19 protein-coding genes are annotated in these 24,240 nt (G+C 72.4%); 15 read left to right on the top strand and 4 right to left on the bottom strand.

Annotation, left to right across the window (positions count from 1 at the left end; all coding sequences use genetic code 11):
• The first annotated feature begins 13 nt into the window (after window positions 1-13).
• The 3 genes from EAO76_RS07145 (at window position 14) to EAO76_RS07135 (ending at window position 2,218) form a co-directional block, all read left to right on the top strand.
• Window positions 14-541 (top strand): SAV_6107 family HEPN domain-containing protein, encoded by a 528-nt coding sequence (locus tag EAO76_RS07145; protein WP_148834433.1) that lies wholly within the window; start codon window positions 14-16, stop codon window positions 539-541.
• 235 nt (window positions 542-776) lie between these two features.
• Entirely contained in the window at window positions 777-1,535 is a 759-nt protein-coding gene (locus tag EAO76_RS07140) for a methyltransferase (protein ID WP_148834431.1), read from the top strand.
• Between the two features lie 293 nt (window positions 1,536-1,828).
• On the top strand, window positions 1,829-2,218 hold the full coding sequence (locus tag EAO76_RS07135; RefSeq protein WP_148834429.1) for a DUF3040 domain-containing protein: 390 nt from the start codon (window positions 1,829-1,831) through the stop codon (window positions 2,216-2,218).
• Between the two features lie 313 nt (window positions 2,219-2,531).
• Here the strand turns inward: EAO76_RS07135 and EAO76_RS07130 are convergent, their stop codons facing one another.
• From EAO76_RS07130 to EAO76_RS07115, 4 genes are all read right to left on the bottom strand, one after another.
• Window positions 2,532-5,084 (bottom strand): DUF3488 and transglutaminase-like domain-containing protein, encoded by a 2,553-nt coding sequence (locus EAO76_RS07130; protein ID WP_148834427.1) that lies wholly within the window; start codon window positions 5,082-5,084, stop codon window positions 2,532-2,534.
• Window positions 5,081-6,463 carry a DUF58 domain-containing protein gene (locus tag EAO76_RS07125; protein WP_148834425.1) on the bottom strand — a complete coding sequence of 461 codons (1,383 nt, stop codon included), beginning with the start codon at window positions 6,461-6,463 and terminating at the stop codon, window positions 5,081-5,083. Before EAO76_RS07125 ends, EAO76_RS07130 begins: the two co-directional genes overlap by 4 nt.
• Window positions 6,463-7,506: a MoxR family ATPase gene (locus EAO76_RS07120; RefSeq protein ID WP_148834423.1), complete on the bottom strand. Its 1,044-nt coding sequence runs from the start codon at window positions 7,504-7,506 to the stop codon at window positions 6,463-6,465. Before EAO76_RS07120 ends, EAO76_RS07125 begins: the two co-directional genes overlap by 1 nt.
• 243 nt (window positions 7,507-7,749) lie before the next feature.
• On the bottom strand, window positions 7,750-8,304 hold the full coding sequence (locus EAO76_RS07115) for a carbonic anhydrase (protein ID WP_148834421.1): 555 nt from the start codon (window positions 8,302-8,304) through the stop codon (window positions 7,750-7,752).
• A gap of 377 nt (window positions 8,305-8,681) precedes the next feature.
• On the opposite strand from EAO76_RS07115, the gene rsmH reads away from it, so the two are divergent.
• The 12 genes from rsmH to EAO76_RS07050 all read left to right on the top strand — a co-directional run bounded on the left by rsmH (window position 8,682) and on the right by EAO76_RS07050 (window position 24,126).
• A complete protein-coding gene (gene rsmH / locus EAO76_RS07110; protein WP_148834419.1) occupies window positions 8,682-9,647 on the top strand; it encodes a 16S rRNA (cytosine(1402)-N(4))-methyltransferase RsmH in 966 nt (321 codons plus the stop codon).
• A gap of 602 nt (window positions 9,648-10,249) precedes the next feature.
• Window positions 10,250-12,019, top strand: a complete 1,770-nt coding sequence (locus tag EAO76_RS07105) for a penicillin-binding protein 2 (protein ID WP_316248318.1) — start codon at window positions 10,250-10,252, stop codon at window positions 12,017-12,019.
• A gap of 17 nt (window positions 12,020-12,036) precedes the next feature.
• Window positions 12,037-13,764, top strand: a complete 1,728-nt coding sequence (locus tag EAO76_RS07100) for a UDP-N-acetylmuramoyl-L-alanyl-D-glutamate--2,6-diaminopimelate ligase (protein ID WP_148834415.1) — start codon at window positions 12,037-12,039, stop codon at window positions 13,762-13,764.
• 4 nt (window positions 13,765-13,768) lie between these two features.
• A complete protein-coding gene (gene murF / locus EAO76_RS07095) occupies window positions 13,769-15,175 on the top strand; it encodes a UDP-N-acetylmuramoyl-tripeptide--D-alanyl-D-alanine ligase (protein WP_148834413.1) in 1,407 nt (468 codons plus the stop codon).
• The gene (mraY, locus tag EAO76_RS07090; RefSeq protein WP_148834411.1) at window positions 15,172-16,242 is read left to right on the top strand and encodes a phospho-N-acetylmuramoyl-pentapeptide-transferase; all 1,071 of its coding nucleotides are present in this window, start codon (window positions 15,172-15,174) and stop codon (window positions 16,240-16,242) included. The genes murF and mraY overlap by 4 nt, the downstream gene beginning before the upstream one ends.
• Window positions 16,224-17,657, top strand: a complete 1,434-nt coding sequence (murD, locus tag EAO76_RS07085; RefSeq protein ID WP_187438483.1) for a UDP-N-acetylmuramoyl-L-alanine--D-glutamate ligase — start codon at window positions 16,224-16,226, stop codon at window positions 17,655-17,657. The genes mraY and murD overlap by 19 nt, the downstream gene beginning before the upstream one ends.
• Window positions 17,658-17,770: 113 nt before the next feature.
• The gene (gene ftsW / locus EAO76_RS07080) at window positions 17,771-19,225 is read left to right on the top strand and encodes a putative lipid II flippase FtsW (protein WP_376042470.1); all 1,455 of its coding nucleotides are present in this window, start codon (window positions 17,771-17,773) and stop codon (window positions 19,223-19,225) included.
• A gap of 6 nt (window positions 19,226-19,231) precedes the next feature.
• Complete coding sequence (gene murG / locus EAO76_RS07075; protein ID WP_148834409.1) at window positions 19,232-20,326, top strand: undecaprenyldiphospho-muramoylpentapeptide beta-N-acetylglucosaminyltransferase; 1,095 nt, start codon at window positions 19,232-19,234, stop codon at window positions 20,324-20,326.
• Between the two features lie 50 nt (window positions 20,327-20,376).
• The gene (locus EAO76_RS07070; RefSeq protein WP_148834406.1) at window positions 20,377-21,171 is read left to right on the top strand and encodes a cell division protein FtsQ/DivIB; all 795 of its coding nucleotides are present in this window, start codon (window positions 20,377-20,379) and stop codon (window positions 21,169-21,171) included.
• 277 nt (window positions 21,172-21,448) lie between these two features.
• Window positions 21,449-22,663 (top strand): cell division protein FtsZ, encoded by a 1,215-nt coding sequence (ftsZ, locus tag EAO76_RS07060; protein WP_148834402.1) that lies wholly within the window; start codon window positions 21,449-21,451, stop codon window positions 22,661-22,663.
• On the top strand, window positions 22,660-23,400 hold the full coding sequence (pgeF, locus tag EAO76_RS07055; RefSeq protein ID WP_148834401.1) for a peptidoglycan editing factor PgeF: 741 nt from the start codon (window positions 22,660-22,662) through the stop codon (window positions 23,398-23,400). Before ftsZ ends, pgeF begins: the two co-directional genes overlap by 4 nt.
• A 6-nt stretch (window positions 23,401-23,406) precedes the next feature.
• Window positions 23,407-24,126: a YggS family pyridoxal phosphate-dependent enzyme gene (locus EAO76_RS07050; protein ID WP_148834399.1), complete on the top strand. Its 720-nt coding sequence runs from the start codon at window positions 23,407-23,409 to the stop codon at window positions 24,124-24,126.
• Window positions 24,127-24,240: the final 114 nt, after the last annotated feature.

The following is a 24,240-nucleotide window of genomic DNA, read 5'->3' as shown; positions in this document are numbered from 1 at the left end:
AGGAGGTTTCGTCATGGCCCACTCGTCCGCAGCAGCCGCACCCCGGCGCCGCGCAGACGGCCCTGCCCCCTCACTGACCGGTCCGGCAAGCGATGTCCACCCCGTCCTGCGACGCACCACCGCCCCGCCCGCCGCTCTCGATCTGCTCGCCCAGGCCCGCGCCGGCCTCGACGAGGCAGCCGTTCTCGATGTGCCGAACGAGCGGTACGCCACCGCCCACCTCGCCGCGCTGCGGACCGCGGCCGCCGTGCTGGCCGCGCGGGGCCGCCCGGAGACGTCCCGGCGTCGCCGGGAGCGCATCCGCAGCGCCTGGGAGGTCCTCCCCGAAATAGCTCCGGAGCTGACCGAGTGGAGTGCGCTGTTCGCCTCCGGTGCCGCCCGCAGGGCCCGTGCGGAGGCCGGGATCCCGGGCGCCGCCAGCCGCCGGGACGCCGACGACCTGCTGCGCGACGCGGCGATGTTCCTGCGCCTGGTCGAGCGGCTGCTGGTGCTCCAGCCGGTGCTCCCGCAGTCCCGGAAGGAGCGGCCCGACACGGCGTGACGGGGTCCCGGCCCGGGGCGGGGAAGCCCCGCCCCGGCCCGGGACGGCAGCCGGTCGGTACGGGCGGGGAGTGGACCGGGCGGGCGGCGGGAGCTCCGGTGCGGGGCGGTGGGGCGGCCGGACGCGGGATGACGGCCCCGGCGGCGCGAGGCAATAGGGTGGGCAGCACTCGTACCACCTGCACTGTTCACGCTCCCGCCGTCAGTGGCGGCACCGTGCCGAGGAGTCATCTGCCGTGTCGGACCAGCTGCGCCCCCGCGCCTCCCTCCGTACCGCCGTGGTCTGGGACGTACTCAAGGACGCCCTCGACCTCCGGGTCAAGGCGACCGGCAGGGACGCCCTGGACGTCCTGGACACCGGCGGCGGCACCGGAAACTTCGCGGTGCCGGTCGCCCGTCTCGGCCACCGCGTCACCGTCGTCGACCCCAGCCCCAACGCGCTCTTCGCGCTGGAGCGCCGGGCCGCCGAGGCCGGGGTCGCCGACCGGGTCCGCGGTGTGCAGGGCGACATCCACGGCCTGTTCGAGGTGGCCGAGCGCGGCGGTTACGACGCGGTGCTGTGCCACGGTGTCCTGGAGTACGTGGACGAGCCCGCCGAGGGGGTGCGCAACGCGGTGGACGCGCTCCGGCCGGCCGGAGCGCTCAGCCTGCTCGCCGCCGGGCTCGGCGGCGCGGTCCTGGCACGGGCGCTCGCCGGCCACTTCACGGAGGCCCGGCAGGCGCTCGGCGACCCGGCGGGCCGCTGGGGCGAGGGGGACCCGGTGCCCCGGCGCTACACCGCGGAGCAGCTCACCGAGCTGGTCTCCGGGGCCGGCGTCGAGGTCGGCGCGGTCCACGGGGTGCGGGTCTTCGCGGACCTCGTGCCCGGCGTCCTGGTGGACACCGAGCCCGGTGCGATGGAGGCCCTGCTCAAGCTGGAGGCCGCGGCGGCGGAGCTGCCCGCCTTCCACTCGGTCGCGACGCAGCTGCACGTTCTGGGCACGAAGCGCGCCTGAGCGCGAGCCGGTCCGGCGGCCGTCCGGGGTCGCGACACGGCTGATCAGCGGCGCAGCGGCAGACGGAGTACGCCCCGGACCCCCCGATCGGGGGCTTCGCCCCGTATGATCGGGGGACACCATCCGGCATGACGGATCGGAGGTCGGGGAATCAACGCCTCAGCAGCCGAGCCGTCGTGGCGGCCCGGACTGGCTGATGGGCAAGAAGGCGGGTTTCACGGGGGCGAATCCCTGCCTATCCTGGAAGGGCCGCATACCGGCCGCCCCCCGCGGCCGACGACGAGGAGGACTCCGTGCCGCTCTCGGAGCACGAGCAGCGAATGCTCGAGCAAATGGAGCGAGCGCTGTACGCCGAAGATCCCAAGTTCGCGACAGCGCTCGAGGGAAGCGGGCTGCGTACGTACACCCGGCGACGGGTCTATCAGGCGGTCGCAGGCTTCCTGGTGGGTATCGCGCTCCTCATGTCCGGAATGGTCGCTCAGCTGATCTGGATCAGCGTGGTGGGATTCCTCGTCATGCTGGGTTGCGCGGTCCTCGCGGTCACCGGCTGGCGCAAGGCGCCCAAGCCGGGCGAGCATCCGGCAAGTGGTGGTGGAGGTCGTCACCACCCCAGGCAGCGCCGGACCGTGATGAACCGCATCGAGCAGCGGTGGCAGCGCCGCCGCGACGAGCAGGGCCAGTAGCCCTCGAAGCACTCCTGGACGAGGGGCGGCCGCGACTTCGCGGCCGCCCCTCAGTCCTGTCCGGGCCGGCCGAGGAGCGTGGAACCGCCCCCCGCGGCGCACATCGGCCGTGTTCGAGTGCCGGGTCGCCGTGCCCACGAGCGGCCCGTCCGGTGCTCGCGCACCCCTGTCCGGTGCCGCCGTGCCGTACACGCGGTGCGGTGCCATGCCGGGGTCGTCCCGTCGGGGCCGTCCGGCTCCGGGCCGGTCCTGCGGGCCGCCGGGGCGGGGACCGGGCTTCCGTCGTCCCTTCCGGCGACCCGCGGGCCGTGCCTCATCCCTGTGGGCGGAACGGGCGCCGCAGCGGCCGCACCGGCCACCGGAGACGGCCCCACAGCGCCGAGCACCGGCCGGTGAACGCCGCCCAGCGGGCCGAGGCCGCCCAGATCACCCGAACGGCCGAGCGCGGTGCCACGACCGCCCGGATCCGGGCGGCCCGGCCGACGGACGCCCGCAGACCGGCCCGTACCGTCTCCACGTCCTCGGACAGTCCGGTGGCAGGGCGGGGCTCCGGGGCGTAGAGGACCTGCTCCACCGCCCCGGCCACCCGGTGCACCGCGTCCGCCGCGTCGAATTCGAGCCGCCCCAGCCGCACCATCCGCACCGCCGCCTTGCGCGGGGTCCGGGAGTCGTCCGGTTCGATGCCGTGGTCCCAGGCGGTGTCGGTGATCTCCCGCCAGGCCGCCAGCGTCCTGGCCGTCGTACCCGCCGCGTCCGCCGGGGCGGGAGCCGACGCGTCGCCCCGGACCCGGTCCGGGCCGGTGGCGGCGGACCGCGGATCCGACGGTACGGCCCGCCCGCCGGCCGACGCCGGCGAGGCCCGCTCCTGGACCGGCGCCCGCCCGGCGGCCGGGGCCAGCCTGCGACGACGTGCCCGGAGCCGCCAGAGCATCGGCAGGAGGGGCAGTACGAGGACCACCACGGCGAGCAGGGACACACCGACGACGGTGCCCGTCGGCGTACCGGAATCCGTCGGGGTCACCGGTCCCTGCGCCGTCGTGTTGCCGCACTCGCCCTGCTTGCGCATCTGCGCCGGGCAGTCGTCCGGGGCATCCGGGACGGCCGTCGGGGCGGTCGAGGAGTTCTCCTCCGGCACGGCCGGGTCGCTCGCGTCGCCCTCGGGGGCCTCCGGCTGGGTGTACGTCGGCACGCTGCCCCGCGTCGGGGTCGGCTCGAAACGGGTCCACCCGACGCCCTCGAAGTACAGCTCGGGCCAGGCATGCGCGTCGCGCAGCCCCACCGAGACCGAACCGTTCGCCTGCTCCGTGCCGGGGGCGAAGCCCACCGCGACCCGGGCCGGGATGCCCAGCGTCCGCGACATCGCGGCCATCGTGAAGGAGAAGTGGACGCAGAAGCCCTGCTTCTCCTTGAGGAAGCGGCCGATCGCCGCGCTCCCGGTGCCCGAGTTCACCGAGGTGTTGTAGACGAAGCCGCCGTTCGACGCGAAGTAGTTCTGCAGCTTCACCGCCCGCTCGTAGTCGTTGGCGGCGCCCTCGGTCACCTCGGTCGCGGTCTTCTCGACCACCTCCGGAAGGGAGTCGGGCACCCGGGTGTACTCACGCCGCAGGGCGGCCGGGGCGGGACCCGCCGAGGCGAGCTGGTCGGCGGTCGGCTGCACCACCAGGCTGGAGACCTCGTACTGCGCACCGCCGGTCGTCTCCCCGCCGTCACCGACGAGCGTCCGCCCCGTCGGCTCGTACCGCCAGCGTCCGCCGACCCTGACCTCGGTCGCGGGGTAGGGGAGCGGAAGGTAGGTCTGCCGGTAGGAACGGGACGAGGAGATGTTCGACCGGATCTCCGTGACCTTGACGTCCGGACCGAGGCCCTCCGGCTGCGGGAGCCGCTTGGGCACGTCGCTCAGACGGCGGGTGGAGGGCCGCCACTCGTTGCCGTTGAACTGGTCCAGGGCGAGAATTCGCAGGTAGAAGCCCTGTGGATCGTTGGAGTTGGTGCGGTAGGACATCACCTGCCGGTTCTCCGGCTGGTTCAGGTTGTTCTGCAGCGAGACCAGGGGGTTCACCGCGGAGATGGTGCCGCCGCCCCCCTGGCCGCCCCCGCCGCCGCTCCGCTCGCTCAGCAGGCCGCCGTCGAGCGCGGGCAACGCCGCCGGTACGACCAGCGAGACGCCCAGCGCCAGCGCGCCGATGCGGCGCCCCGTCCGGACCGGGGCCGTCGGGCGGCCGCCCGAGAGCGCCGCGCCGACCGCCGGGCCCCGCGGGGCCCCGGCGGTCGCACCGCTGAAGACCCGTCCCCACTGCGAGAGCCGGTCCCGGCCCTCCGCCAGCAGGAGCAGCAGATAGCCGCCGGCCGCCAGCAGGAACCAGAGCCAGCCGGCCCCGCCCTCGGACAGCCCGGCGGCGACCGAGTACAGCGCGAGCAGCGGCAGACCGGCCGGGGCCGCGCTGCGGAAGGTCACCGCGAGGGCGTCCACGACCAGGCCGACCAGCAGCACGCCGCCGATCAGCATCAGCCGGATGCCGTCCGTCACGGGCGCCGGAGCGGCGTATCTGCCGACGTCCTCGGCGCCCGCCGTCAGCAGCTCCGCCAGCCGCTGGAGCACCTCCGGACCCGGCAGCACACCGGCCGGAGCCTGCCCCCTGGCGAACACCACGGTCAGCAGGACCAGCATGACCAGCGCCTGCGCCGCGACGATCACCGCACGGGGCACGGGCGCCCGGCGGACGAGCGCGCCCGTTCCGCTCTGGACCGCCAGCAGGAAGGCCGCCTGCAGGATCCAGGTCGCCGGATCGACCAGCGGCAGCATCGAGGTCGCCGCCGCCAGCGTCGCCACGAAGGCGCACAGCGCCAGCCGACCACGACCGCTCATGACCATCCCCCGGAGAAACCCGTCGTACCACCCGCGCCGCCGGCGGACTCCGCCGTCACGCCCTGGTGCCCCGCCTGCCGCCAGTATTCGGCGAGCCCGGTCCCGGGCGTCACCGGGACCGCCGTCCAGCCCGACTCCCGCAGCAGTCGCAGCCGTTCCTCGAACGCCGCCTCCGCCCCGGGGGCAGGGGCGTCGCCCTGCGTCCAGGCCGCGTCGGCCAGGACGAACGCCACCGCGCCGCCGCTGCGCTGCCGCATCCGCGCCGCCACCGCGACCTGCTCCTCGTCGAGGTCGCCGAAGAACGCGACCAGCAGCCCCTCGTTGCCGCCGCGCAGCACGTCGTACGCGCGGGACAGGCCGCTGCCGTCCGAATGGTCGACCACCGCCAGGGTGTCCATCATCAGCCCCGCCGAGTCGGCGGACTCCTGCGTCGAACCGGCGAAACCGCCCGCGCCCTCGCCGGGAACCGCGGTCCCGTCATCGGTCAGCAGCCGGACCGCGAAGCCGCGCTCCAGCATGTGCACCAGCGCGGACGCGGCCCCGGACACCGCCCACTCGAAGGCGGAGTCGGGTCCCGCCCCCCGGTAGGCGATCCGCCGGGTGTCCAGCAGCACCGTGCACCTGGACCGCTGCGGCTGTTCCTCGCGGCGCACCATGAGCTCGCCGTAGCGGGCCGTGGAACGCCAGTGGACCCGGCGCAGGTCGTCGCCGTGCCGGTAACCGCGCGGGATCACGTCGTCGTCACCGGCCAGCGCCAGCGAGCGCTGCCGCCCCTCGCCGTACCCCGGGGCCTCGCCGGCCAGCCGCACCGGCGGCAGCGGCTCGGTCCGCGGAATGACGACGAGGGTGTCGTACGCGCTGAACGAGCGGGTCAGCTCGCACATCCCGAACGGATCGCTCAGCCGCAGCTGGAGCGGCCCGAGCGGATAGCGCCCGCGCAGGTCCGACCGCACCCGGTAGGACACCTCGCGGTGGCCGCCGGCCTCCACCCGGTCCAGCACGAACCGGGGCCGGGGCCCGAGCACGTAGGGCACCCGGTCCTGGAGCATCAGCAGCCCCGTCGGTATCCGCGACACGTTCTCCATCCGCAGGTGGACCCGCGCCTCCGTGCCCGCCGGAACCCGGGACGGCGAGAGCCGCCGGGTGCCCGCCACCCGGTACCGGGTGCGGACGAGCACCGCCACGCAGACCAGCGGCAGCACGGCGAGCAGCAGCCCGACCCGCAGCAGGTCCCCCTGTCCCAGTACGTACGCGCAGACCGCCGCGGCGACACCGGCCGCGAGGAAGGACCTCCCGCGCGTGGTCAGCCCGCTCAGGGCCGCCCGCAGCGCGCCCCTGTCGTCGCCGTCGTCCCTCGCGGGCGGCCCCCCGAAGGCCATCACACCCGCCGTGCGCCGGGCTGCCGGCCGTACACCGGGGGCCCCTGCCGGGGATGGGGTTGCGTCTGGACGCCGCCGGCGGCGGTCGGGACCGGTGTCCGCTGGAGGATCTCCTGCACGACCTGCTCGGAGGTGCGGCGGTTCAGCTGGGCCTGTGCCGTCGGCAGCAGACGGTGCGCGAGCACCGCGACCGCCAGCGCCTGCACGTCGTCCGGCAGGCAGTAGTCCCGGCCGTCCAGCGCCGCGGAGGCCTTCGCGGCGCGCAGCAGGTGCAGCGTGGCCCGCGGCGAGGCACCGAGCCGGAGGTCGGGATGGCTGCGGGTGGCCCCGACGAGCTCCACCGCGTACCGCCGCACGGCGTCGGCGACGTGCACCGTACGCACCGCGTCGATCAGCTTCACGATGTCGTGCGCGTGCGCCACCGGCTGGAGGTCGTCGAGCGGCGAGACGGCGCCGTGCACGTCGAGCATCCGCAGTTCGGCGTCCGCGTTCGGATAGCCGATCGACACCCGCGCCATGAACCGGTCGCGCTGGGCCTCGGGCAGCGGATAGGTGCCCTCCATCTCGACCGGGTTCTGGGTGGCCACCACCATGAACGGATCGGGCAGCTCGTAGCTGTGCCCGTCGATGGTGACCTGGCGCTCCTCCATCGACTCCAGCAGCGCCGACTGGGTCTTCGGCGAGGCCCGGTTGATCTCGTCGCCGATCACGATCTGGGCGAAGATCGCGCCCGGCTTGAACTCGAAGTCACGCCGCTGCTGGTCGAAGACGGACACCCCGGTGATGTCCGAGGGCAGCAGGTCCGGCGTGAACTGGATGCGCCGCACCGAGCAGTCGATGGACCGCGCCAGCGCCTTGGCCAGCATCGTCTTGCCGACCCCGGGGACGTCCTCGATGAGGAGATGTCCCTCCGCCAGCAGCACGGTCAGCGAAAGCCGCACGACCTCGGGCTTGCCCTCGATCACCCGCTCCACCGACCTGCGCACCCGCTCCGCGGTCGTGGTCAGATCTGTGAGGCTCGCTCGATCGTCATAGGTCGTCACCCGGCCCTCCTCGGCCCTGCCCCCGCCCACGAGGGGCAAGGGGTACCCCAATCACGGACCGACGCGCATGGAACCGCCCGGCCACCCCGAAACATGGACACCCCTTTCGGAACCGTCCGGAGGGATGCCACACGGGCATTCTTGTTGCCGTTGCCGCGTCATGTCACTTGCCTGTGGACAAGTGGGGGCGATATGCCGGGTTCAGTGGGATTTTTCGGTTCCGGAAGGGGTGGTACCGGGGATTCAGGAGGTGGGCAGGATCTCGCGCAGCAGACCCGTGGTCACGTCGAAGACGAAGCCGCGGACGTCATCGGTGTGCAGCAGGAACGGCGAGGTGCGCACGCGCTGCATCGACTGCCGCACGTCCTGGTCGGCGTCCTTGTACGCCTCGACCGCCCAGACCGGACGCTGGCCGACCTCCGCCTCCAGCTCCTGGCGGAACTCCTCGGTGATCGACTCCAGACCGCAGTTGGTGTGGTGGATCAGTATCACGCTGCGCGTGCCCAGGGCCCGCTGGCTGATGGTCAGCGAACGGATCACGTCGTCGGTGACCACGCCGCCCGCGTTGCGGATGGTGTGGCAGTCGCCGAGCGCCAGGCCGAGCGCGTCGTGCAGGTCGAGCCGGGCGTCCATGCAGGCGACCACGGCGACGCGCAGCACCGGCTTCGCGTCCATGCCCGGATCCTCGAAACCGGCGGCGTACCTGGTGTTCGCGGCGACGAGGCGGTCGGTGACCGTCTCCCCGTCATGGGCCTGATCGGCGGCGGGCGCGGCGGGGGAGTGCGCGGAAGTCGACATGGCTATGACGTTATCCCCCACCCCCCTTCGCGTCGCGCTGTGAGAAGGGACAAAGAACGTCAACGAGACTTGTTGTGAGGTAACCCACAAGCCTCCCGGTGCTCCTCCGGGCGGGTGAGTGCCGGGCAGGGCGACGCGCAGCCCGGCTGATTGATCGGGAATCGATCGAATGGCAGGGTGGACTAAAGTGACGGGAAGTTACCGACACCCTGCACATTCCGAAGATTTCCCCCGTGCGCGGCGTACGTGCGGCCCGGCCCTCTCCCGCTCGCCGGTCGGCAGGCACCCCTTTCCCGGTGCCGTCCGGCCTCCCCTTCCGAGCGGGCGGGGACCGGGCCGCACGTACGACCGCACGGGACCTGAGCCTGAGAGGGCACATGAGCCAGACCCGACACGTCCCGGTGATGCTCCAGCGGTGCCTGGACCTGTTGGCCCCGGCTCTGGAGACGCCGGGCCCGCAGGCGCCCGTGGTCGTCGACTGCACCCTCGGCCTCGGCGGACACAGCGAGGCGCTGCTCTCGGCCTTCCCCTCCGTACGGCTGATCGCGCTGGACCGGGACAAGGAGGCGCTGCGGCTCTCCGGCGAGCGGCTCGCCCCGTTCGGCGACCGGGCCACCCTGGTGCACGCCGTCTACGACGAACTTCCCGAGGTGCTCGACAGGCTCGGCGTCCCGAAGGTCCAGGGCGTCCTGTTCGACCTCGGCGTCTCCTCCATGCAGCTGGACGAGGCCGACCGGGGCTTCGCCTACGCCCAGGACGCCCCGCTCGACATGCGCATGGACCAGACGACCGGCATCGGCGCGGCCGAGGTGCTCAACACGTACCCGCCGGGCGAACTGGTGCGCATCCTGCGGGCGTACGGCGAGGAGAAGCAGGCCAAACGGATCGTCTCCGCGATCGTGCGCGAGCGCGAGAAGGAGCCGTTCAGCAACAGCGCCCGGCTCGTCGAGCTGATCCGCGACGCGCTGCCGCAGGCCGCCAAGCGGACCGGCGGCAACCCCGCCAAGCGCACCTTCCAGGCGCTGCGCATCGAGGTCAACGGCGAGCTCACCGTCCTGGAACGGGCCATCCCGGCGGCCGTGCGGAGCCTCGCGGTCGGTGGCCGGATCGCCGTCCTCTCGTACCACTCGCTGGAGGACCGGCTGGTCAAGCAGGTGTTCGCGGCGGGCGCCGCCACCACGGCACCGCCCGGACTGCCCGTCGTGCCCGAGCGCTACCAGCCCCGGCTGAAGCTGCTGACCCGCGGCGCGGAGCTGCCCACGGAGGAGGAGGTCGCCGAGAACCGGCGCGCCGCCCCCGCCCGGCTGCGCGGCGCCCAGCGGATCCGCGAGGAGGAGCGATGAGCACCCGGCGCCCGGTGGCGGCTGGGGCTGCGCGGTGAGCGGACCGGCCGCACAGTTGAAGGGGCGGGCCGCGCGGCTCGCCCGGCTGATGCCGTCCCGGCCCAGCAAAGCGGCCCGCACCCCCTTCGTCCTGCTGGTGGTGGTGCTCCTCGGCGGTGGCCTGATCACGCTCCTGGTGCTCAACTCGGCCCTCAACGAGGGATCGTTCAGGCTGAGCGAGCTGAAGAAGCGGACCACCGAACTCACCGACGAGCAGCAGGCCCTCCAGCGCGACGTCGACAGCTACTCCAAGCCGGACGCCCTGGAACGGCGCGCCCGCGAGCTGGGCATGGTGCCCGGCGGCAGCCCCGCCTTCCTCGGCCCGGACGGCAAGGTCCGGGGCGTGCCCTCCGAGGCCAGCGCGGAACCGACCCCGACCCCGCCGCGCGGCACCGGGACCCCTGCGGCCGGGCCGACCGCCGGCCCCGCCTCCCGCACCGCCGCGCGGACCCCGGCCCCCGGCCCCGCGCCCGTCCCGCCCCCGCCCCCGCCCCGCGGGCCCGCTGCGACTGGGCGATCCGCGCCCCCGGCTCCGGCTGGTCAGCCTCGCGCTGACGCTCGTCATGCTGGTGTTCGTCGTCCGGCTCCTCCAGGTCCAGGCCGTCGACGCCGACGCGTACGCGGCCAAGGCGAAGGAGAACCGCTACCTCGACTACACGATCTCCGCCGAGCGCGGCGAGATCACCGACCGCAGCGGGATCGCACTGGCCACCAGCGTCGACGCGTACAACATCACCGCCGACCCCTCGATGTTCACGCCCGAGTTCAGCAAGGCCCCCGACGCGCCCCAGCAGGCCGCGGCGCTCCTCGCCCCGATCCTCGGCACCGACACCGCCGAACTGACCCGGAAACTGGCCGGAAAAGGCCGCTACACCGTCCTGGCCCGACGCCAGACCCCACAGGTCTGGAACCAGATCAAGGACCTCAAGTCGGTCTTCGCGGAGAAGGCGTCCAAGGACCGGGCGCGCGGCGGTGCCGGAGCCAACGTGCTGGCCGGGGTCTTCCAGGAGGCGACGACCAAACGGGTGTATCCCAACGGCGGGCTCGCCGCCGGGATACTGGGTTACGTCAACGCGGAGGGCAAGGGCGCGGGCGGCCTCGAATCGAAGCTGGACAAGGAGCTGGCGGGCGAGGACGGCAAGATCAGGTACGCCCAGGCCGGCGGCCGGCGGGTGCCCACCGCGGGCACCAAGGAGATCCCGGCCGTCGCCGGGTCCGACATCGAGCTGACCATCGACCGCGACATCCAGTGGGCCGCCCAGCAGGCCATCACCGACCAGGTGAAGAAGTCGAAGGCCGACCGGGGCTACGTGATCGTCCAGAACGCCAGGACCGGCGAGGTCCTCGCCATGGCCAACGCCCCCGGCTTCGACCCCAACGACCTCTCCCGGGCCGACGCGGCGGCGCTGGGCAACGCGGCGCTCCAGGACGCGTACGAACCCGGCTCCACCAGCAAGGTCATGTCGATGGCCGCCGTACTGGAGGAGAAGGTCGCCACCCCGGGCACCCACGTCACCGTCCCCAACCGGCTGCACCGGGGCGACCGGCTCTTCAAGGACGACATCGACCACCCCACCTGGTACCTGACGCTCAACGGCGTACTCGCCAAGTCCAGCAACATCGGCACCATCCTGGCCACCGGCGAACTCGGCAAGACGCAGACCGAGGCCAACAAGGTCCTCTACTCCTACCTGCGCAAATTCGGGATCGGCTCGCCGACCGGCCTCGACTACCCGGGCGAGACCCCCGGCATCCTCGCCGCCCCCGGCGACTGGTCGACCTCGCAGCAGTACACGATCCCGTTCGGCCAGGGCCTCTCGCTCAACGCCATGCAGGCCGCCTCCATCTACTCCACGATCGCCAACGGCGGTGTCCGGATCGAGCCCACGCTGGTGCGCGGCACCAAGGACGCCGACGGCCGCTTCCGGGCCGCCGATCCACCCGAGCGGACCAGGGTGATCAGCGCGAAGACCGCCAGGACGCTGGCCACCATGCTGGAGTCGGTGGTCGGCGACGAGGAGGGCACCGGCACGAAGGCCAAGATCCCGGGCTACCGGGTGGCGGGCAAGACCGGTACGGCCAACCGGGTCGATCCGGTGCGCGGCGGATACCACGGCTACACCGCGTCCTTCGCCGGCTTCGCGCCCGCCGACAAGCCGCAGGTCACCGTCTACTGCGCGATCCAGAACCCGACCAAGGGCAGCTACTTCGGCGGCCAGATCTGCGGGCCGATCTACAAGCAGGTCATGGAATTCGCGCTGAAGACCCTCCAGACCCCGCCGTCCGGCAGCGGCCCGGCCAGGTTGCCGGTGTCCTTCGAACCCGACGAGTGAACCCGGGGATCCAAGCAGTGACAACCATCACGCCCGAACCCGGGAACCGGAACCAGAACCGCCGGAACCCCGGCCCCTCACTTCGCGAGAGGCCGGGTGCGCCCGGTACGCTCACCGCCGTGCCCCACGCTGATCAGTTCCAAACCACCCAGAAGGCCGCGCCCGCGCAATACCCGGGAGCGCCCCGTCCGGACCGGATCGGACCGACGCCGCTCGGCGAACTGGCGGCCCGGCTGGGAGTCGAACCGCCGGGAACCGGCGAGGTCACCGGCATCACCCACGACTCGCGGGCGGTGCGCCCCGGTGATGTGTACGCTGCCCTGCCGGGCGCCCGCTTGCACGGCGCCGACTTCGCAGCCCAGGCGGCCGGCCTCGGCGCGACGGCGATCCTCACCGACCCGGCGGGCGCCGAACGTGCCGCCGCCACCGGACTGCCGGTGCTGGTCGCCGAGGACCCGCGCGGCCGGATGGGCGAACTCGCCGCCGAGATCTACGGAAGGCCCGGCGCCGACCTGCTCCAGATCGGGATCACCGGGACGTCCGGCAAGACCACCACCGCGTACCTCGTCGAGGGCGGCTTCCGCGGCGCGGGCCGCGCCACCGGACTGATCGGCACCGTCGAGATGCGGATCGGCGACGAGCGCATCAAGTCCGAGCGCACCACCCCCGAGGCCACCGACCTGCAGGCCCTGTTCGCCGTCATGCGCGAGCGCGGCGTCGACTCGGTGACCATGGAGGTCTCCAGCCACGCCCTGGTGCTCGGCCGGGTCGACGGTTGCGTCTTCGACGTCGCGGTCTTCAACAACCTCAGCCCGGAGCACATGGAGTTCCACTCCGGGATGGAGGACTACTTCCAGGCCAAGGCACGACTCTTCACGCCCGAGCGCAGTCGGCAGGGCGTCGTCAACTTCGACGACGAGTACGGCCGCAGGCTGGTCACCGAGGCGTCCGTCCCGGTCGTCACCTTCTCCGCCGAGGGCCACCCGGACGCCGACTGGCGGGCCGAGGAGGTCGAGGTGGGTCCGCTGGGCTCCACCTTCACCGTCGTCGGTCCCAAGGACGAACGGATCGCGGCCAGGGCCCCGCTGCCCGGCCCGTTCAACGTCGCCAACACCCTCGCCGCGATCGTCACCCTCGCCGTCGCGGGCATCGACCCGCAGACCGCGGCCGACGGCGTCGCGGCCGTCCCCGGCGTCCCCGGCCGGCTGGAGCGGGTGGACGCCGGACAGCCCTACCTCGCGGTCGTCGACTACGCGCACAAGACCGACGCCGTCGAATCCGTCCTGCGCTCCCTGCGCAAGGTCACCGAGGGCCGGCTCCACATCGTCCTCGGCTGCGGCGGCGACCGCGACACGACCAAGCGCGGCCCGATGGGCGCCGCCGCGGCCCGCCTCGCCGACACCGCCGTACTGACCTCGGACAACCCCCGTTCCGAGGACCCCCTCGGAATCCTCGCCGCCATGCTCGCGGGCGCCGCCGAGGTCCCCGTCCACGAGCGGGGCGACGTCCTGGTCGACGCCGACCGGGCCGCGGCCATCGCCGCCGCGGTCGCCCGTGCCGAACCCGGTGACACCGTGCTGATCGCCGGCAAGGGCCACGAGCAGGGCCAGGACATCCACGGCGTCGTACGCCCCTTCGACGACCGCGTGGTCCTGCGCGCGGCCATCGACCGCTCCCTGGGGCACGCGAGCACCACGGACGCCGCCCCCCGCGCCCACACCCACGAGAACAACAGTCAGGGATGACCAAGTGATCGCCCTTTCCCTCGCCGAGATCGCCGAAATCGTCGGCGGGCAGTCGCACGACATACCCGATCCGGCAGCAACCGTCAGCGGACCGGTCGTCATCGACTCCCGGGAGGTGAAGCACGGCAGCCTGTTCGTCGCCTTCGCCGGTGAGCGGGTCGACGGCCACGACTACGCGCAGCGCGCCGTCGAGGCGGGCGCGGCAGCGGTGCTGGCCACCCGCCCCGTCGGTGTTCCGGCGATCGTCGTCGACGACGTCCTGGCGGCGCTCGGTGCGCTCGCCAGGGCCGTCGTGGGCCGCCTCGGCGCCACCGTCGTCGCGCTCACCGGTTCCGCCGGCAAGACCTCCACCAAGGACCTCATCGCCCAGCTCCTCGAACGCAAGGGGCCCACCGTCTACCCGGAGGGCAACCTCAACAACGAGATCGGCCTGCCGCTCACCGCCCTGCGCGCCACCGAGGACACCCGCCACCTCGTGCTCGAAATGGGCGCGCGCTACATCGGCGACATCCGCTACCTCACCGGTCTCGTCCCGCCCCGGATCGGCCTCGTCCTCAACGTCGGCACCGCCCACATCGGCGAGTTCGGCGGCCGGGAGCAGATCGCGCAGGCCAAGGGCGAGATGGTCGAGTCGCTGCCCGAGGACGGCACCGCCGTCCTCAACGCCGACGACCCGCTCGTACGCGCCATGTCCTCCCGCACCAAGGCCCGGGTGCTGCTCTTCGGTGAAGCCGCGGAAGCGGACGTACGGGGAGAGAACGTCCGTCTCACCGACGACGGACGCCCCGCTTTCAAGCTCCACACACCCACCGGGTGCAGCGACGTGACCATGCGCCTGTACGGTGAGCACCACGTGTCGAACGCGCTCGCCGCGGCCGCCGTCGCCCATGAGTTGGGCCTGTCCGCAGACGAGATCGCCGAAGGGCTCTCCGAGGCGGGCACCCTCTCCCGCTGGCGCATGGAGGTCACCGAGCGTCCGGACGGCGTGACGTTCGTCAATGACGCCTACAACGCGAACCCCGAATCCATGAAAGCCGCGCTGCGCGCGCTGGTCGCCATGGGGAAGGGCCGCCGTACGTGGGCGGTGCTCGGCCAGATGGCCGAGCTCGGCGACGCCTCGCTCGCCGAGCACGACGCGGTCGGACGGCTCGCCGTCCGGCTCAACGTCAGCAAGCTCGTCGCCGTCGGGGGAAGAGAAGCCTCCTGGCTGCAACTGGGCGCATACAACGAGGGTTCGTGGGGTGAGGAGTCGGTGCACGTGTCCGACGCACAGGCTGCGGTCGACCTGTTGCGCAGTGAACTGCGCCCGGGAGACGTCGTGCTGGTGAAGGCGTCCCGGTCGGTCGGCCTGGAGCAGGTCGCCATGGCACTGCTGGGCGACGCGTCCGAGGGCGAGGTCGCGGGCCGATGAGGCAGATCCTGTTCGCGGGGGCCATCGGGCTCTTCCTGACCCTGGTCGGAACTCCGCTGCTGATCAAGCTGCTGGCCCGCAAGGGATACGGCCAGTTCATCCGGGACGACGGCCCGCGCACCCACGGGTCCAAGAAGGGCACGCCCACCATGGGCGGCATTGCCTTCATCCTGGCGACGATCATCGCGTACGTCGCGGCGAAGCTGATCACCGGCGAGGAGATGCGATTCTCCGGCGTGCTGGTGCTCTTCCTGATGGCGGGCATGGGCCTCGTCGGCTTCCTCGACGACTACATCAAGATCGTCAAGCAGCGTTCGCTGGGTCTGCGGGCCAAGGCGAAGATGGCGGGCCAGCTGATCGTGGGCGTCGCCTTCGCGGTGCTCTCGCTCCAGTTCGCGGACAAGCACGGCAACACCCCGGCCTCCGACCGGCTGTCGTTCGTCACGGACTTCGGCTGGACGATCGGCCCGGTGCTGTTCGTCGTCTGGGCGCTGTTCATGATCCTCGCCATGTCCAACGGCGTGAACCTGACGGACGGCCTGGACGGTCTGGCCACCGGCGCCTCGGTGATGGTCTTCGGCGCGTACACCTTCATCGGGCTGTGGCAGTTCCAGGAGTCCTGCGTCAACGCGGAGACCCTGACCAATCCCAACGCCTGCTTCCAGGTGCGGGATCCGCTCGACCTCGCCGTCGTCGCCTCCGCGCTGATGGGCGCCTGCTTCGGCTTCCTGTGGTGGAACACCTCGCCCGCCAAGATCTTCATGGGCGACACCGGCTCGCTGGCCCTCGGCGGCGCGCTCGCCGGCCTGGCGATCTGCTCCCGCACCGAGTTCCTGCTGGCCATCCTCGGCGGCCTCTTCGTGATGATCACCATGTCCGTGGTCATCCAGGTCGGTTCCTTCAAGATGACCGGCAAGCGGGTCTTCCGGATGGCACCGCTCCAGCACCACTTCGAACTCAAGGGGTGGTCCGAAGTCCTTGTCGTGGTCCGCTTCTGGATCATCCAGGGCATGTGCGTGATCGTCGGACTCGGTCTCTTCTACGCAGGATGGGCAGCCGAGAAGTGAGCAACGCGGACTGGCAGGGCAAGCGCGTCACCGTCGCGGGACTCGGGGTCTCCGGGATCCCGGCGGCCAAGGTGCTGCACGGCCTCGGGGCCGTCGTCACGGTGGTCAACGACGGGGACGACGAGCGTTCCCGGACGCAGGCCGCGGAGCTGGAGGCGCAGGGCATCGCCGTGCGCCTCGGCGACGGGGCGACCCTGCCCGAGTCCACCGAGCTCGTGGTCACCGCGCCGGGCTGGAAGCCCGACAAACCGCTCTTCGCGGCAGCCGCCGAGGCGGGCGTCCCGGTCTGGGGCGACGTCGAACTCGCCTGGCGGCTGCGCGGCCCCGACGCGGCCCCGTGGCTGGCGGTCACCGGTACCAACGGCAAGACCACGACCGTACGGATGCTCGCCTCGATCCTGGAGGCGGCCGGGCTGCGCACCGCCGCCGTCGGCAACATCGGCGTCTCGCTCCTGGACGCCGTGGTCGGCGACCAGGAGTACGACGTGCTCGCCGTCGAGCTGTCCAGCTACCAGCTGCACTGGGCGCCCTCGCTGCGCGCCCACTCCGCGGCCGTCCTCAACCTGGCCCCGGACCACCTCGACTGGCACGGCTCCATGGCGGCCTACGCCGCCGACAAGGGCCGGGTCTACGAGGGCAACCGGGTCGCCTGCGTGTACAACGCGGCCGACCCGGCGACCGAGGACCTGGTCCGCGAGGCCGACGTGGAGGAGGGCTGCCGGGCCATCGGCTTCACCCTGGGCACGCCCGGCCCCTCCCAGCTCGGCGTCGTCGACGGCATCCTCGTCGACCGCGCCTTCGTGGCGAACCGGCAGAAGCAGGCCCAGGAGCTCGCCGAGGTCGAGGACGTCGACCCGCCGGCCCCGCACAACATCGCCAACGCCCTGGCGGCCGCGGCCCTGGCCCGTGCCTTCGGCGTCGAGCCCGCGGCCGTACGGGACGGGCTGCGGGCCTTCCGCCCCGACCCGCACCGCATCGAGCACGTCGCGGACGTCGCCGGGGTGGCGTACGTCGACGACTCCAAGGCCACCAACACCCACGCCGCCGAGGCATCGCTCGCGGCCTACGACCCGATCGTCTGGATCGCCGGGGGCCTCGCCAAGGGCGCGACCTTCGACGAACTGGTGACCGCGGCGGCCGGACGGCTGCGCGGCGCCGTCCTGATCGGCCGGGACCGGGAGCTGATCCGGGAAGCCCTCGCGCGACACGCCCCCGAGGTCCCGGTGGTCGACCTCGACCGGACCGACACTGGGGCGATGTCCGAGGCGGTCCGGGAGGCGGCACGGCTCGCCCGCCCGGGGGACACCGTGCTGATGGCCCCGGCCTGTGCCTCGATGGACATGTTCGTCAACTACAACAAGCGGGGCGAGGCGTTCGCGGACGCGGTCCGCGCGCTCGCCGCCGAGAGCGCCTGACGGGTCCGGTCCCCGCGCCGTACTGTCCCGGACGACCGGGGGCGGGCCGCCGCGTCGCGGGCCCCGGCCCCCGGCGGCGGCCCCGGGCACGAGCAGTGGAGGGGACAGCGACAATGCCGGCCGAAGAGAGTTCCGCCGCGGCCTGTGGGCACCGCTCACGGGCCACCGCGCCGATCAGCCGGGCGTTCCCCCCGCGCCTGCTCGCGGGCGCGGGCACGGGCGCCCCGGTGCCGCTGGGCACCGCGCTGCGGGTCCGGTCGGCCACCGGCGCCCGCCGCCCCGCGGTCCCCCGCTCCAAGGGGCGCTCCACCGGCGGCTCGCGCTCCCCGCGCGGCGGCGGCGCACGCCGGATGTACGAGCGGGTGCGCAGGGCCTGGGACCGCCCCCTGACCGCCTACTACCTGATCCTGGGCGCGGGCCTGCTGATCACCGTGCTCGGCCTGGTGATGGTCTACTCCGCCTCGATGATCAAGGCCCTGGAACTCGACAAGCCGGGCACCTACTTCTTCCGCAAGCAGTTCCTCGCCGCCGTCATCGGCGCCGGGCTGATGGCGCTCGCCGCCCGGATGCCCGGCAAGCTCCACCGGGCGCTCGCCTACCCGTTGCTCATGGGAACCGTCTTCCTGATGGTGCTGGTCCAGGTGCCGGGGATAGGGATGTCGGTCAACGGCAACCAGAACTGGCTCTATCTGGGCGGTCCCTTCCAGCTCCAGCCCAGCGAGTTCGGCAAGCTCGCCCTGGTCCTGTGGGGCGCGGACCTGCTCGCCCGCAAACAGGACAAGCGGCTGCTGTCGCAGTGGAAGCACCTGCTCGTCCCGCTCGTCCCGGTCGCCTTCATGCTCCTCGGGCTGATCATGCTCGGCGGCGACATGGGCACCGCGATCATCCTCACAGCGATCCTCTTCGGGCTGCTCTGGCTGGCCGGGGCGCCCACCCGGCTCTTCGCCGGGGTGCTCGGCTTCGCCGCGCTCATCGCCTTCGTACTGATCAAGACCAGCCCGAACCGGATGTCGCGACTGGCCTGCATCGGCGCCACCGAGCCCGGACCGGGGGACTCCTGCTGGCAGGCCGTGCACGGCATCTATGCTCTGGCCTCCGGCGGATGGTTCGGTTCCGGGCTCGGTGCAAGTGTGGAAAAATGGGGTCAACTGCCTGAACCGCACACCGACTTCATTTTCGCCATCACCGGGGAGGAACTGGGGCTGGCGGGGACGCTGTCGGTGCTCGCCCTCTTCGCGGCTCTAGGCTATGCGGGTATCCGCGTGGCCGGACGCACGGAGGACCCCTTCGTGAGGTACGCCGCGGGAGGCGTGACCACCTGGATCACGGTGCAGGCCGTGATCAACATCGGTGCGGTGCTCGGCCTGCTGCCGATCGCCGGTGTCCCGCTCCCGCTGTTCTCCTACGGAGGGTCGGCCCTGCTGCCGACCATGTTCGCCGTCGGGCTGCTGATCGCGTTCGCGCGAGAGGATCCCGCAGCGAAGGCGGCCCTGGCCATGCGAAGGCCCGGGGTGAGATGGAAGACGATGAGACGGCGCGTCAAGAAGCGTCCGTCCGGAGAGCGGTGAATTTCGGTGCATGTCGTACTCGCCGGTGGGGGGACCGCCGGCCACATCGAGCCCGCGCTCGCCCTCGCGGACGCCCTGCGCAGGCAGGACCCGACCGTGGGAATCACTGCCCTGGGCACGGAGCGCGGACTCGAGACCAGGCTCGTACCCGAGCGGGGGTACGAACTCGCCCTGATCCCGGCCGTGCCGCTGCCCCGCAAGCCCACCCCGGAACTGATCACCGTCCCGGGACGGCTGCGCGGCACCATCAAGGCCGCCGAGCAGGTCCTGGAACGTACCCGGGCGGACTGCGTCGTCGGCTTCGGCGGCTACGTCGCCCTGCCCGGCTACCTCGCCGCCAAGCGGGCCGGGGTGCCGATCGTCGTCCACGAGGCCAACGCCCGCCCCGGCCTGGCCAACAAGATCGGTTCGCGGTACGCCCACGGCGTCGCGGTCTCCACCCCCGACAGCAAGCTGCGCGGCGCCCGCTACATCGGCATCCCGCTGCGCCGCACCATCGCCACCCTGGACCGCGCCCGGGTCCGCCCCGAGGCGCGCGCCACCTTCGGCCTCGACCCCAACCTGCCGACGCTGCTGGTCTCCGGCGGCTCGCAGGGCGCGCGCCGGCTCAACGAGGTGGTGCAGCGGGTCGCCCCGATGCTGCAGCGCGCCGGGATCCAGGTCCTGCACGTGGTCGGTCCGAAGAACGAACTGCCGCGCGTGGACAACATGCCCGGAATGCCGCCCTACATCCCGGTACCGTACGTGGACCGGATGGATCTCGCGTACGCCGCGGCCGACATGATGCTCTGCCGCGCCGGCGCGATGACCGTCGCCGAACTCTCCGCCGTCGGGCTCCCGGCCGCGTACGTCCCGCTGCCCATCGGCAACGGCGAACAGCGGCTCAACGCCCAGCCGGTGGTCAACGCCGGCGGCGGTCTGCTGGTGGACGACGCGGCGCTCACCCCCGAGTGGGTGCAGGGCAACGTCCTCCCGGTGCTCGCGGATCCGCACCGGTTGTACGAGATGTCCCGCGCCGCCGCCGAGTTCGGCCGCCGGGACGCCGACGACCTGCTCGTCGGCATGGTGTACGAGGCGATCGCCGCACGCCGAGGCGCGTGAGGCCGACGGGTCCGGGGGCGGCGCCCCCGGACCCGGTGTGAGGAGCGAGCGTGGCCGGACCGACAACCGCCCGGCGCGGTACGGCGCAGCGGGAGGAATCCCCGGCCCGCCCGCCGCGCACGCGCCCCGAGGGGCGCCGACTGCCCAGCCGCGCAACGCTGATCGCGAGCGGTGTGCTGGCGCTGCTGCTCGGCTCCGGCGTCGTCTGGGCGCTCTACGGCTCCTCCTGGCTCCGGGTCGAGCAGGTCGCGACCGACGGCCTCGACGTGCTGACCCCGGCCGAGGTGGAGGCCGTCGCCGCGGTACCGGTCGGGGCGCCGCTGGTCTCCGTCGACACCGACGCCATCGCCGCCCGGCTGCTCCGGGAGCTGCCCCGCATCGATTCGGTGGACGTCGTGCGGTCGTGGCCGCACGGAATCCGTCTCGAAGTGACCGAACGGCAGCCGGTCCTGCTGATCAAAAAGGGTGCGAAATTCACCGAAGTGGATGCGAAGGGCGTGCGCTTCGCAACGGTGGACAAATCGCCCGGCGGTGTACCTTTGCTGGAACTGGCACCCGAGAAGTCCGCGAGCCTGCGCCGGTTCGGCAGCGACCGGCTGGTGGGGGAGGCGGTCCGGGTCGCCGGTGAACTTCCCGGCGGCGTCGCCGAGGACACCGAGGTCGTGCGGGTCGCCTCGTACGACTCGATCTCCCTGGAACTCACCCGGGGGCGCACGGTGGTCTGGGGCAGCGCCGAAGGGGGTCCGGTGAAGGCGAGAGTTCTCACCGCTCTCATGAAAGCGGCCCCCAAAGCGGGACACTTCGACGTGAGTGCACCCACGGCCCCTGCGGCGTCGGGCAGTTGACGCGCATTTGGCCTGGCCAGCACCCTGGTTGGTCAGCGCTACGGGTGATCACATAGGGTGAAAAGAAAAACGGGAGGTTCGGCGTGTTCGTTGAACGCGCGCCACTTGTCGACTTAGTGTCCTGTTCGGAAGAGTCCATGAAGCAGACACACTGGTAACCCTAAACTTGAACGTTAGGGTTTGGGTCGGCACTTCGGACCGTCCCAATCGGCATCCGTCGTCGCGGCGGGAACAGCGCGCAGCGACGACACGTAACTCGAGGCGAGAGGCCTTCGACGTGGCAGCACCGCAGAACTACCTCGCAGTCATCAAGGTCATCGGTGTCGGCGGCGGTGGTGTCAATGCCATCAACCGAATGATCGAGGTCGGTCTCAAGGGCGTCGAGTTCATCGCGATCAACACTGATGCGCAAGCCCTGTTGATGAGCGACGCCGACGTCAAGCTCGACGTCGGCCGCGAACTCACCCGCGGCCTCGGCGCCGGGGCCAACCCGGCCGTCGGTCGCAAGGCGGCAGAGGACCACCGTGAGGAGATCGAGGAGGTCCTCAAGGGGGCCGACATGGTCTTCGTCACCGCCGGAGAAGGCGGCGGCACCGGCACCGGCGGCGCACCCGTCGTCGCCAACATCGCCCGTTCGCTGGGCGCCCTGACGATCGGCGTGGTCACCCGCCCGTTCACCTTCGAGGGCCGGCGGCGTGCGAACCAGGCGGAGGACGGCATCGCCGAGCTCCGCGAAGAGGTCGACACCCTCATCGTCATTCCCAACGACCGGCTGCTGTCCATCTCGGACCGCCAGGTCAGCGTGCTCGACGCGTTCAAGTCGGCCGACCAGGTGCTGCTCTCGGGCGTCCAGGGCATCACCGACCTCATCACGACGCCCGGTCTGATCAACCTCGACTTCGCCGACGTCAAGTCGGTCATGTCCGAGGCCGGATCGGCGCTCATGGGCATCGGCTCGGCCCGCGGCGACGACCGTGCGGTGGCCGCCGCGGAGATGGCGATCTCCTCGCCGCTCCTGGAGGCGTCCATCGACGGCGCCCGCGGTGTCCTGCTCTCCATCTCCGGCGGCAGCGACCTCGGTCTCTTCGAGATCAACGAGGCCGCCCAGCTGGTGAGCGAGGCGGCGCACCCGGAGGCGAACATCATCTTCGGCGCGGTCATCGACGACGCGCTGGGCGACGAGGTGCGGGTCACCGTGATCGCGGCCGGCTTCGACGGCGGACAGCCGCCGGCCCGCCGCGAGAACGTCCTGGGTGCGAGCTCCGCCAAGCGCGAGGAGCAGATCCCGCCGGTCCGCTCCGCCGAGCCGGTGCGCCAGGGCGGCGGGCTGGGCTCCGTGCCCATCCGCGAGGAGCCCCCGGTCCAGGTGGAGCCCAAGCCGGTGGTGAGCGAGAGCCACCTGCCGCCGGTCGCCCCGCCGCAGGTCCCCTCGGCCCGTCCCTACCAGGACTCCCAGGCCGAAGAGCTGGATGTCCCGGACTTCTTGAAGTGATAGACCGGCACCACGCAGTAGCCTCCGGGGGCCGTGCGCACTTCGCCTTCACCGACAGGTGGGGCGGGGTGAGCGCAGCCCCCTACGAGGAGCTCAACCTCGGCGGCGCGGTCGGAGACGACCCCGCCGCCGTTCTGGCCAACCGCGAGCGCGCCGCCCGCGATCTCGGTCTGGACCCGGCCCGGGTCGTCTGGATGAACCAGGTGCACGGCAGGGACGTCGCGGTCGTCGACGGCCCGTGGGGCGGAGCCCGGGAGATACCCGCGGTGGACGCGGTGGTGACCGCGCGGCGCGGCCTCCCGCTCGCCGTGCTCACGGCCGACTGCACCCCCGTACTGCTCGCCGACCCGGTCGCCGGGGTCGTGGCCGCGGCGCACGCGGGCCGTCCCGGCCTGGTCGCCGGGGTCGTCCCCGCCGCGGTCGAGGCCATGACCGGGCTCGGCGCCGAGGTCTCCCGGATCGTCGCCCGCACCGGGCCGGCGGTCTGCGGACGGTGCTACGAGGTCCCGGCCGACATGCGCGCCGAGGTCGCCCGGAGCGTCCCCGCGGCCTGGTCCGAGACCAGCTGGGGCACCCCGGCCGTGGACGTCGTCGCGGGGGTCCACGCCCAGCTCGAGGCGCTCGGGGTCGAGGACCGCCGGGCCTCGCCGGTCTGCACCCTCGAATCGAGCGACCACTTCTCGTACCGCCGCGACCGCACCACCGGGCGGATCGCCGGATATGTCTGGTTGGACTGATAGGGCATGACGGACCGTAGAACCCAACTCGCCGAAAACCTGGCACGGGTGGAGGAACGTATCGCTTCCGCCTGTTCCGCCGCGGGGCGCGGGCGGGACGAAGTGACCCTCATCGTGGTCACCAAGACCTACCCCGCGAGCGATGTGCGGATTCTGCATGAACTCGGTGTGCGTCATGTCGCGGAGAATCGTGACCAGGACGCGGCCCCCAAAGCAGCCGAATGTGCGGATCTGTCGCTCACGTGGCACTTTGTCGGTCAATTGCAGACCAATAAGGTTCGCTCCGTGGCGGGTTATGCCGATGTCGTGCAGTCGGTGGATCGGGTCAAACTGGTCACCGCGCTCTCGGCGGCGGCCGTGCGGGAGGGGCGCGAACTGGGCTGCCTCATCCAGGTGGCACTGGACGCGGAGAGCGGCGAACGGGGCGACCGCGGCGGCGTCGCGCCGGACGGGATCGAGGAGTTGGCCGCCGCGGTCGGTTCCGCGCCGGGCCTGCGGCTCGACGGCCTGATGACCGTCGCACCGCTTGCCGGGCCGTACGCGGGACGGCAACGGGCCGCCTTCGACCGGCTGATGGAATTCTCATCCCGGCTGCGCGGGAACCATCCGGCTGCGAACATGGTCTCCGCAGGGATGAGCGCGGACCTCGAGGACGCGGTCGCGGCCGGGGCGACACATGTGCGCGTCGGTACGGCGGTACTCGGAGTCCGACCCGGGCTCGGGTAACGTCGCCAAGCAGGTCGGACCACAGCAGAAAATATGGTCATTCCCGCTGATGGCGGGCAGACCTCAGTGGATCGCGGGGCACTTGGTGACATATGCCGATCCACCACAGAGCGG

This window comes from Streptomyces sp. sk2.1 (genome assembly GCF_008120935.1).
Taxonomy (GTDB): domain Bacteria; phylum Actinomycetota; class Actinomycetes; order Streptomycetales; family Streptomycetaceae; genus Streptomyces.
Note: the sequence above shows the minus strand (reverse complement) of the source record. Positions and strands in the feature narration are given on the sequence as shown.

Coding starts and splice junctions, on each gene's coding strand:
- EAO76_RS07145 (WP_148834433.1), top strand. CDS start 14: ATGGCCCACTCGTCCGCAGCAGCCGCACCCCGGCGCCGCGCAGACGGC.
- EAO76_RS07130 (WP_148834427.1), bottom strand. CDS start 5,084: ATGAGCGGTCGTGGTCGGCTGGCGCTGTGCGCCTTCGTGGCGACGCTG.
- EAO76_RS07125 (WP_148834425.1), bottom strand. CDS start 6,463: ATGGCCTTCGGGGGGCCGCCCGCGAGGGACGACGGCGACGACAGGGGC.
- EAO76_RS07115 (WP_148834421.1), bottom strand. CDS start 8,304: ATGTCGACTTCCGCGCACTCCCCCGCCGCGCCCGCCGCCGATCAGGCC.
- rsmH (WP_148834419.1), top strand. CDS start 8,682: ATGAGCCAGACCCGACACGTCCCGGTGATGCTCCAGCGGTGCCTGGAC.
- EAO76_RS07105 (WP_316248318.1), top strand. CDS start 10,250: ATGCTGGTGTTCGTCGTCCGGCTCCTCCAGGTCCAGGCCGTCGACGCC.
- mraY (WP_148834411.1), top strand. CDS start 15,172: ATGAGGCAGATCCTGTTCGCGGGGGCCATCGGGCTCTTCCTGACCCTG.
- murD (WP_187438483.1), top strand. CDS start 16,224: ATGGGCAGCCGAGAAGTGAGCAACGCGGACTGGCAGGGCAAGCGCGTC.
- ftsW (WP_376042470.1), top strand. CDS start 17,771: ATGCCGGCCGAAGAGAGTTCCGCCGCGGCCTGTGGGCACCGCTCACGG.
- EAO76_RS07050 (WP_148834399.1), top strand. CDS start 23,407: ATGACGGACCGTAGAACCCAACTCGCCGAAAACCTGGCACGGGTGGAG.